Origin of the sequence: Amycolatopsis sp. NPDC051102 (assembly GCF_040682815.1) — a bacterium.
GTDB lineage: Bacteria > Actinomycetota > Actinomycetes > Mycobacteriales > Pseudonocardiaceae > Amycolatopsis.
In genome coordinates this window covers 341787-350269 of sequence record NZ_JBFBBT010000008.1, presented here as the reverse complement: position 1 = coordinate 350269, position 8483 = coordinate 341787, and the positions used below count along the sequence as shown (strand labels likewise).

At 72.4% G+C, this 8483-nt stretch carries 6 protein-coding genes; all 6 read left to right on the top strand.

Features of this window, described 5'->3' with window-relative positions:
- Positions 1 to 135 precede the first annotated feature (135 nt).
- Positions 136 to 1416 (top strand): adenosylmethionine--8-amino-7-oxononanoate transaminase, encoded by a 1281-nt coding sequence (locus AB0M93_RS24375; protein WP_364276461.1) that lies wholly within the window; start codon positions 136 to 138, stop codon positions 1414 to 1416.
- A 207-nt stretch (positions 1417 to 1623) separates the two neighbouring features.
- On the top strand, positions 1624 to 3852 hold the full coding sequence (locus AB0M93_RS24370) for a SulP family inorganic anion transporter (RefSeq protein WP_364276460.1): 2229 nt from the start codon (positions 1624 to 1626) through the stop codon (positions 3850 to 3852).
- Positions 3853 to 4064: 212 nt separating this feature from the next.
- Positions 4065 to 6242 carry a bifunctional SulP family inorganic anion transporter/carbonic anhydrase gene (locus tag AB0M93_RS24365; RefSeq protein ID WP_364276459.1) on the top strand — a complete coding sequence of 726 codons (2178 nt, stop codon included), beginning with the start codon at positions 4065 to 4067 and terminating at the stop codon, positions 6240 to 6242.
- A gap of 113 nt (positions 6243 to 6355) precedes the next feature.
- Entirely contained in the window at positions 6356 to 7081 is a 726-nt protein-coding gene (gene bioD / locus AB0M93_RS24360) for a dethiobiotin synthase (RefSeq protein WP_364276458.1), read from the top strand.
- A gap of 78 nt (positions 7082 to 7159) precedes the next feature.
- Positions 7160 to 8173: a biotin synthase BioB gene (gene bioB / locus AB0M93_RS24355; RefSeq protein ID WP_364276457.1), complete on the top strand. Its 1014-nt coding sequence runs from the start codon at positions 7160 to 7162 to the stop codon at positions 8171 to 8173.
- Positions 8160 to 8363 carry a hypothetical protein gene (locus AB0M93_RS24350; protein ID WP_364276456.1) on the top strand — a complete coding sequence of 68 codons (204 nt, stop codon included), beginning with the start codon at positions 8160 to 8162 and terminating at the stop codon, positions 8361 to 8363. Before bioB ends, AB0M93_RS24350 begins: the two co-directional genes overlap by 14 nt.
- Positions 8364 to 8483: the final 120 nt, after the last annotated feature.

The following is an 8483-nucleotide window of genomic DNA, read 5'->3' as shown; positions in this document are numbered from 1 at the left end:
GTGCGCGTGCGGGTGTTGGGGTCGGCGTTGTGGACGGGGTGTTCGTGGCTGTTGGTCTTGTCCTTCCACCCCACCCCCCCCCCCCCCCCACCAGTGGTGGACCGCTCGGCCGAGGCCGTGTCGTAGGGTCGGCGCATGGACCCCGCCGACCTGCTCGCCCTCGATGCCCGGCACGTCTGGCACCCCTACGCGCCCATGCCCGCGAAGGTGCCGTCGCTCCTGGTCACCGGGGCCAGTGGCGTACGGCTGACGCTGGCCGACGGACGCGAACTCGTCGACGGGATGTCTTCGTGGTGGTCGGCCATCCACGGCTACCGGCACCCCGTGCTCGACGCCGCCCTCGCCGACCAGGCGGGGCGGATGAGCCACGTCATGTTCGGCGGGCTCACGCACGAACCCGCCGTCACCCTGGCCAAGACCCTCGTCGACCTCACGCCCGCGGGGCTGGAACACGTCTTCCTCTGCGACTCCGGCTCGGTCTCGGTCGAAGTGGCCGTCAAGATGTGCCTGCAGTACCAGCGATCCCGCGGGCAGACGGGGAAACAGAAGCTGCTCACCTGGCGCGGCGGCTACCACGGGGACACCTTCACCCCGATGAGCGTCTGCGACCCCGAGGGCGGCATGCACTCGCTGTGGCGCGGTGTCCTGCCCGAACAGGTTTTCGTGCCCGCGCCGCCGTCCGGGTTCGACACCCCGCCCGATCCGTCCTATGTGGACATATTGGCCGCCGGGATCGAGCAGCACGCCGGGGAACTGGCCGCGGTCATCGTCGAGCCCGTCGTGCAGGGAGCCGGGGGCATGCGGTTCCACCACCCCGCGTACCTGCGCGCCCTGCGGGAACTGACCGAAGCGCACGACGTGCTGCTGATCTTCGACGAGATCGCCACCGGCTTCGGCCGCACCGGTGCCCTCTTCGCCGCCGAGCACGCCGGCGTCACGCCCGATGTCCTGTGCGTCGGCAAGGCGCTGACCGGCGGCTACCTGAGCATGGCCGCCGCCCTCTGTACTCCGGAGGTCGCCGCCGGCATCGCGCGCGGCGAACTTCCCGTGCTCGCGCACGGGCCCACCTTCATGGGCAACCCCCTCGCTTCGGCCGTCGCCAACGCCTCGCTCGGGCTGCTCGCCGGCGGTGGCTGGCGAAACGACGTCAGCCGGCTCGAGAAGGGCCTGCTCGACGGCCTGGCGACGGCACGCGATCTGCCCGCCGTCGCCGATGTGCGGGTGCTCGGCGGGATCGGCGTGCTGCAGCTCGACCACCCCGTCGACATGGCCATCGCCACGGACGTCGCCACCGGGCACGGCGTTTGGCTGCGGCCGTTCCGGGACCTCGTCTACGCCATGCCGCCCTACGTGGCGACCGACGACGACCTGGCCGTGATCACCCGGGCGATGCTGGCCGTCGCCGAAAAGGCCTGAATTCAGCACATCGAGTGTGATCGCGGGCACAGCGAGACCCGAACGCCCCTCATCGTCGCGCAGCGTGGCAAACCAAGATCCACACCACGCGAACGGCGGAGGCGGTGAGCGGGAAAACGGGGGGCGTGCCGTCGATCCGCTACCCGGATGAACGCGAGAAATGCTTGCGTAGCGGACATTTTGCCCGTTTTCGGCGATCCTGCCCCCATGATCGAGATCGTTCGTGGCGAGCACGACACCGGACCGCCGTCCCCGAAGAAGCTCCTTGACCTCAAGCACGATTTCTTCGCTTCGATAGTCGTCTTCCTCGTCGCCGTCCCCCTGTCCCTCGGCGTGGCCTTCGCCGCCGGGGCGCCGCTGCTCTCGGGCCTGATCTCCGCCGTCGTCGGCGGGCTGGTCGCGAGTCTCTTCGGCGGATCGCCGCTGCAGGTCAGCGGCCCGTCCGCCGCCCTCACCGTGGTGCTGGCCGACACGATCGCCACCCACGGCTGGCCCGCCACCTGCGCGATCACCGTCGCCGCGGGCCTGCTCCAGATCCTCTTCGGCCTGACGCGCCTCGCCCGCGCCGCGCTCGCCGTGTCCCCGGCCATCGTGCGCGGCCTGCTCGCCGGCATCGGCGTCACGCTCGTGCTCGGCCAGCTGCACGTCGTCCTCGGCGGCTCCGCGCAGGGCTCCGCGCTCGCCAACGTCTCGGCGTTGCCCGGGCAGATAGCCGCGCATCACGACCAGGCCGTGCTGATCGGCGTCGTCACCCTCGGCGTGCTGCTGGGCTGGCCGCGGCTGCCGCCGGCCGTGCGCCGGGTGCCCGCGCCGCTGGCCGCCGTCACGCTGGCCACCGGCCTGTCCGTCGCGGCCGGTCTGACCTTGCCGCGCGTCGACCTGCCGGCCGGGCTGCCCGCGCTGCACGTCGTGCCGCGGCTGCCGGACGGCGGCTGGGCCGGGTTCGCGCTCGCCGCGGTCACCATCGCGCTCATCGCCGGCCTGGAGAGCCTGCTGTCCGCGGTCTCGGTGGACAAGCTGCGCGGCGGCCCGCGCACCGACCTCGACCGCGAGCTCATCGGGCAGGGCGCGGCGAACGTCGCCGCCGGCGCGCTCGGCGGGTTCCCCGTCACCGGCGTCATCGTCCGCAGCATGACCAACTACGAAGCGGGCGCGCGCACGCGGGCGTCGGCGATCCTGCACTGCGCCTGGATCCTCGCCGCCTGCCTGCTGTTCACCGGCCTGCTGCGGCTGATCCCGCTGGCCGCGCTCGCCGCGCTGCTGGTGTACGTCGGCGCGAAGCTGGTGAACCTCAACGGGCTCAAGGAGGTCCGGCGCCACGGCGACCTGCCGGTGTACGTCGTCACGCTGGCCGGCGCGGTCGCCGTCAACCTGCTCACCGGGGTCGCGGCGGGCGTCCTGCTGGCGCTCGCGCTGATGCTGCGGCGGATGATCTTCTCCGGGATCCACGTCGAACGGGACGGCGACCGCCACCGCGTCGTCATCGAAGGCGCGCTGACGTTCCTGTCCGTGCCGCGGCTGACCCGCGTGCTCGCCGAGGTGCCCCCGGACGCCGACGTCACCCTCGAACTGCTCGTCGACTACCTCGACCACGCCGCGTTCGACTGCCTGCGCGGCTGGCAGCAGGCGCACGCCGGACCGGTCACGGTCGACGAGATCGGGCACCCCTGGTTCGAACGCGGCACCTCGGGCGCACCGACCGTGCGCCGCAGCGTCGCCGCGCGGGTCGTGCCGCGGTGGCTCGCGCCGTGGTCGGAGTGGCAGGCCGAGCACGTCGTGCTGCCCGCGCAGCGCACCGCCAGTTCGCTGCTGTGCCGCGGCGCTTCGGAGTTCCAGCGCCGCACCGCGCCACTGCTGCGCGACACGTGGAGCGGCCTGGCGCACGGCCAGCAGCCGCACACGCTGTTCATCACCTGCGGCGACGCGCGGATCGTGCCGAACCTGATCACCACCAGCGGGCCGGGGGACCTGTTCACCGTGCGGAACATCGGCAACTTCGTGCCGCCCGCCGGCGGCACCGACTCCTCGGTCGGGGCGGCGATCGAGTACGCCGTCGGGGTCCTGGGCGTCGCCGAGATCGTCGTGTGCGGGCACTCCGGCTGCGGTGCGATGAAGGCGCTGCTCGGGCGGGCGCCCGAGGGCCTCGAGCAGCTCGGCAGCTGGCTGCGCCACGGCGAGGCGACGCTGCGGCGCCGGGCCACCGAGGCGCCGCTGCTGCTCGGCGGCGAGCGGCCGGCCGCCGAAGCCGACCAGCTCGCGCTGCAGAACGTGGTGCAGCAGCTGGAAACCCTGCGCGGCTACCCGGTGGTCGCGGCGGCCCTGGACCGGGGTGCGCTGCGGCTCACCGGGATGTACTTCGACGTCGGCGCGGCCCAGGTGTCCCTTTTGGACGGTGCCGCGCGCGGGTTCGTCCCGGCGGGTGCGCTGGAGCACTGACGTACCGCCCGGAGGCCACCTCGGCAGTCCCCGGGTGGCCTCCGGTGCGCAAACCCGTTGTGTAGTACGGGATTCAACTATCACGTGACAGGCGGCGAGCTGTGAACGACGTGTTAACGAGCTGCCCGATATGTGACATTCAGGCTAATTGTGGCCAGTTGTTCACTCGAATGGGTGGTACATAGCGGACATTTCACTCGATTTCCTGTTGCATGGCGATCATGAGACCCCTCGCCGTGCTCCGCCACGACCTGCCGGCCTCACTGGTCGTCTTCCTCGTAGCTGTCCCCCTGTCCCTCGGTATCGCCCTCGCTTCCGGCGCCCCGGTCGCCGCCGGGCTGGTCGCCGCCGTCGTCGGCGGCATCGTCGCCGGCGCGCTCGGCGGCTCCGCGCTCCAGGTCAGCGGGCCCGCCGCCGGCCTGACCGTGGTCATGGCCGAAACCATCCAGACGTTCGGGTGGGTGGTCACCTGCGCGATCACCGTCGCCGCCGGCGCCTGCCAGATCCTGCTGGGGCTGAGCCGGATCGCCCGCGCCGCGCTGGCCATCTCGCCGGCGATCGTGCACGGCATGCTGGCCGGCATCGGCGTCACGATCGTGCTCGGCCAGCTGCACGTCATCCTCGGCGGCAAGGCCCAGAGCTCCGCGCTGGAGAACATCGCCGAGCTGCCCGCCCAGATCGTCGCCCACCACGACGCCGCCGCCATCGTCGGCCTGCTCACCATCGGCATCCTGCTGGCCTGGCCGAAGCTGCCGGCCGCCGTGCGCAAGGTGCCGGGGCCGCTCGCCGCGATCGCGGTGGCCACGGTGGTTTCGGTGGCCTTCGGGATGACGCTGCCGCGCGTCGAACTGCCCGGAGACCTGCTGAACATCCACCTCGTCCCGCAGCTGCCGGACGGCGGCTGGGGCGGGTTCGCGCTCGCCGTCGTCACGATCGCGCTGATCGCCAGCGTGGAAAGCCTGCTCTCGGCGGTCGCGGTCGACCGCATGCACACCGGCCCGCGCGCCAACCTCGACCGCGAGCTGGTCGGCCAGGGCGCGGCCAACATGCTCTCCGGCGCGCTGGGCGGCCTGCCCGTCACCGGGGTCATCGTCCGCAGCTCCACCAACGTCACCGCCGGGGCGAAGTCCCGGGCGTCGGCGGTGCTGCACGGCGTCTGGGTGCTGCTGTTCGTCGTCCTGCTCGCCGGCCTGATCCAGAGCATCCCGCTCGCCGCGCTGGCCGGGCTGCTGGTGCACGTCGGCGCGAAACTGGTCAACCCCGGGCACATGAAGACCGTCCTCGCGCACGGTGACCTGCCCGTGTACCTGCTCACCCTCGCCGGGGTGGTCGTGTTCGACCTGCTCACCGGCGTGCTCGCCGGGATCGGGCTGGCGCTGGTGCTGATGCTGCGCCGCACGGTCTGGTCGGGGCTGCACGTCGAGCGCGAAGGAGACGACTGGCGGGTCGTCGTCGAAGGCGTGCTGACATTCCTGTCGGTGCCGCGGCTGTCGAAGGTGCTCGGGAGCATCCCGGGCGGTGTGACGGTGCGGCTGGAGCTGGTCGTCGACTACCTCGACCACGCGGCCTTCGAGAGCCTGCACACGTGGCAGCAGGCGCACGAACGCGCCGGCGGCACGGTGGAGGTCGACGAGGTCGGCCACCCGTGGTTCGGCGAAGGCAAGGCCGGCCGCCCGACGCGGTCCCGGGTCCACGCGAGCCGGGCGGTGCCGCGCTGGCTGGCGCCGTGGTCGGCGTGGCAGGCCGTCGAAGGGATCCCGGCCCAGCAGACCCGCCGCGGCGCGACGGAGTTCCACCGCCGCGCGGCGCCCCTGCTGCGCGACACGCTGTCGGGACTCGCGGACGGCCAGCGGCCGCGCACGCTGTTCATCACCTGCGGTGACTCCCGGATCGTGCCGAACCTGATCACCACCAGCGGGCCGGGCGACCTGTTCACCATCCGCAACATCGGCAACCTGGTCCCGCCGGGGCAGGCCGACACGTCGATGAACGCCTCGATCGAGTACGCGGTCGGGGTGCTCGGAGTGGAGGAGATCGTGGTGTGCGGTCACTCCAGCTGCGGCGCGATGGCGGCCCTGGCCGAGGGGCCCCCGCCGGGGCCGTTGGCGGCCTGGCTCCGCCACGCGGAGCCGAGCGCCCACCGCCTCGGTTCGGCGACGCTGGACGGAGCGGTCCCGGACCGCGAGGGCGACCGGCTGGCGCTGCACAACGTGCTCCAGCAGCTGGAGCACCTGCGCGAGTACCCGTCGGTGGCGGCGGCCGAGTCGGCCGGGAAACTGCAGCTGACCGGGATGTACTTCCACGTCGGTGACGCCCAGGTGTACCTGTTCGATTCCGCGGAGCGGACGTTCCGGCCCGCCGGGGCGCCGATGGCGGTGCCGGGCGCCTGACCCACCGGCTCGTGAGTGGCAAGGCGGGTTAGAACCCGCCTTGCCACTCACGACCGGCGGCTGACCACGGCCCGCGTGCGTGTGCGGTGGGTGAGTCACTAAGTTGATGGTCCGTGACCATGCTGGTGATGACGGGGACCGGGACCGGGGTCGGCAAGACGATCACCACGGCGGCCATCGCGGCCGTGGCGGTGGCCGGCGGGCAGCGGGTGGCCGTGCTGAAGCCCGCGCAGACCGGGGTGCGGCCCGACGAGGCCGGTGACCTGCAGGACGTCGTCCGGCTCGCCGGGCCCGGGGTCACCACCCGCGAGCTGCGCCGCTACCCCGATCCGCTCTCGCCCGAAGCCGCCGCGCGGCGCAGCGGGCTGCCCGCGCTCGAGCCCGGCGAAATCGCGCAAGCCGCGTCCGACCTCGACACCGGGCACGACCTCACCCTGATCGAGGGCGCCGGCGGGCTGCTCGTGCGCTTCGACAGCGCGGGGGCGAGCCTCGCGGACGTCGCCTGGTCGCTCGGGTCGCTCGTCATCATCGTGGCCGAGGCCGGCCTCGGCACGCTCAACGCCACCGCGCTCACCGCCGAGGTCGCCACCAAGCGCGGGCTCACCGTCGCCGGGGTCATCATCGGGGCCTGGCCGGCCGAACCGGACCTCGCCGCGCTGTCCAACCTCGAAGACCTGCCGGTCGCCGCGGGCGCGCCCCTGCTCGGCGTGCTGCCGGCCGGGCTCGGGACCGCCTCGCGCGAGGAGTTCCTGGCCGCCGCGCGCGCCGGGCTCTCGCCGTGGTTCGGCGGCGAATTCGACCCCGAGCTCTTCGCCGGGTGCGCTTCCGCCGGGAAGTGACCTGCGTCGCTGTCCCCTCGACGCCCCTTCGTGCACGATGAGGGACGTTTGCCGCACCACCTCGATCAAGGAGCGCCCGTGACCGCAGTCCCGGACACCGATGTCCTCGCCTTCGCGCGCGAGAGCGTCCTCGAAAACGGCGTTGGCCTCGGTGAGCAGCAGGTCCTCGACGTGTTGCGGCTGCCGGACGACCGGCTGCCCGACCTGCTCGCCCTGGCGCACGAGGTGCGGATGCGCTGGTGCGGGCCCGAGGTCGAGGTCGAGGGCATCATCAGCCTGAAGACCGGCGGCTGCCCCGAGGACTGCCACTTCTGCTCGCAGTCCGGCCGCTTCCCGACGCCGGTGCGCTCGGCGTGGCTCGACATCCCGAACCTCGTCAAGGCCGCCCGGCAGACCGCCGAAACCGGCGCGACGGAGTTCTGCATCGTCGCCGCCGTCCGCGGCCCGGACAAGCGGCTGCTTTCGCAGGTCCGCGAAGGCGTGAAGGCCATCCGCGAGGACGGCAACGACATCCAGATCGCCTGCTCCCTCGGCATGCTCACGCAGGAGCAGGTCGACGAGCTCGTCGACATGGGCGTGCACCGCTACAACCACAACCTCGAGACGGCGCGTTCGCACTTCCCGGCGGTCGTCACGACGCACACGTGGGAAGAGCGCTGGGACACGCTGCGGATGGTCGCCGAGGCGGGCATGGAGGTCTGCTGCGGCGGCATCATCGGCATGGGGGAGACGGTCGAGCAGCGCGCGGAGTTCGCGGTGCAGCTGGCCGAGCTGAACCCCCACGAGGTGCCGATGAACTTCCTCATCCCGCAGCCCGGCACGCCGTACGAAAACTACGAAATCGTCGAGGGGCGCGATGCGCTGCGGACGGTGGCGGCGTTCCGGCTCGCGATGCCGCGCACGATGCTGCGCTTCGCCGGCGGCCGCGAGCTGACGCTCGGCGACCTCGGCGCGGAGCAGGGCATGCTCGGTGGGATCAACGCGATCATCGTCGGCAACTACCTGACCAACCTGGGCCGCCCGGCTTCGGCGGACCTGGAGATGCTGGACGAGCTCAAGATGCCCATCAAGGCCCTCAGTGACAGCCTCTGACCCGGCCTTCTGCGTCCATTGTGGACAGGAGTCGCCAGGTGGGGCGGACCACCCGGCGTGCCACAACCCGCGGACGGCGCTCGAGCCGCCGCGGTACTGCACGTTCTGCGCCCGGCGGCTGGTTGTCCAGGTGAGTCCGCTCGGCTGGACGGCCCGCTGCAGCCGCCACGGCGAGACGGCGAGCAGGTGACCGTTTGACGAACCGGATCGTTCATTGCGGCGGCGGGGCGGCTTGACGGGCTGATCGTTTGTTGCGGCGACGCGGCGGCTTAACGAACCGGATCGTTCATTGCGGCGGCGGGGCGGCTTG

Excerpts from the sequence above, each read along its gene's own strand:
- AB0M93_RS24365 (WP_364276459.1), top strand. The coding sequence starts at position 4,065 with ATGGCGATCATGAGACCCCTCGCCGTGCTCCGCCACGACCTGCCGGCC.
- AB0M93_RS24370 (WP_364276460.1), top strand. The coding sequence starts at position 1,624 with ATGATCGAGATCGTTCGTGGCGAGCACGACACCGGACCGCCGTCCCCG.
- AB0M93_RS24375 (WP_364276461.1), top strand. The coding sequence starts at position 136 with ATGGACCCCGCCGACCTGCTCGCCCTCGATGCCCGGCACGTCTGGCAC.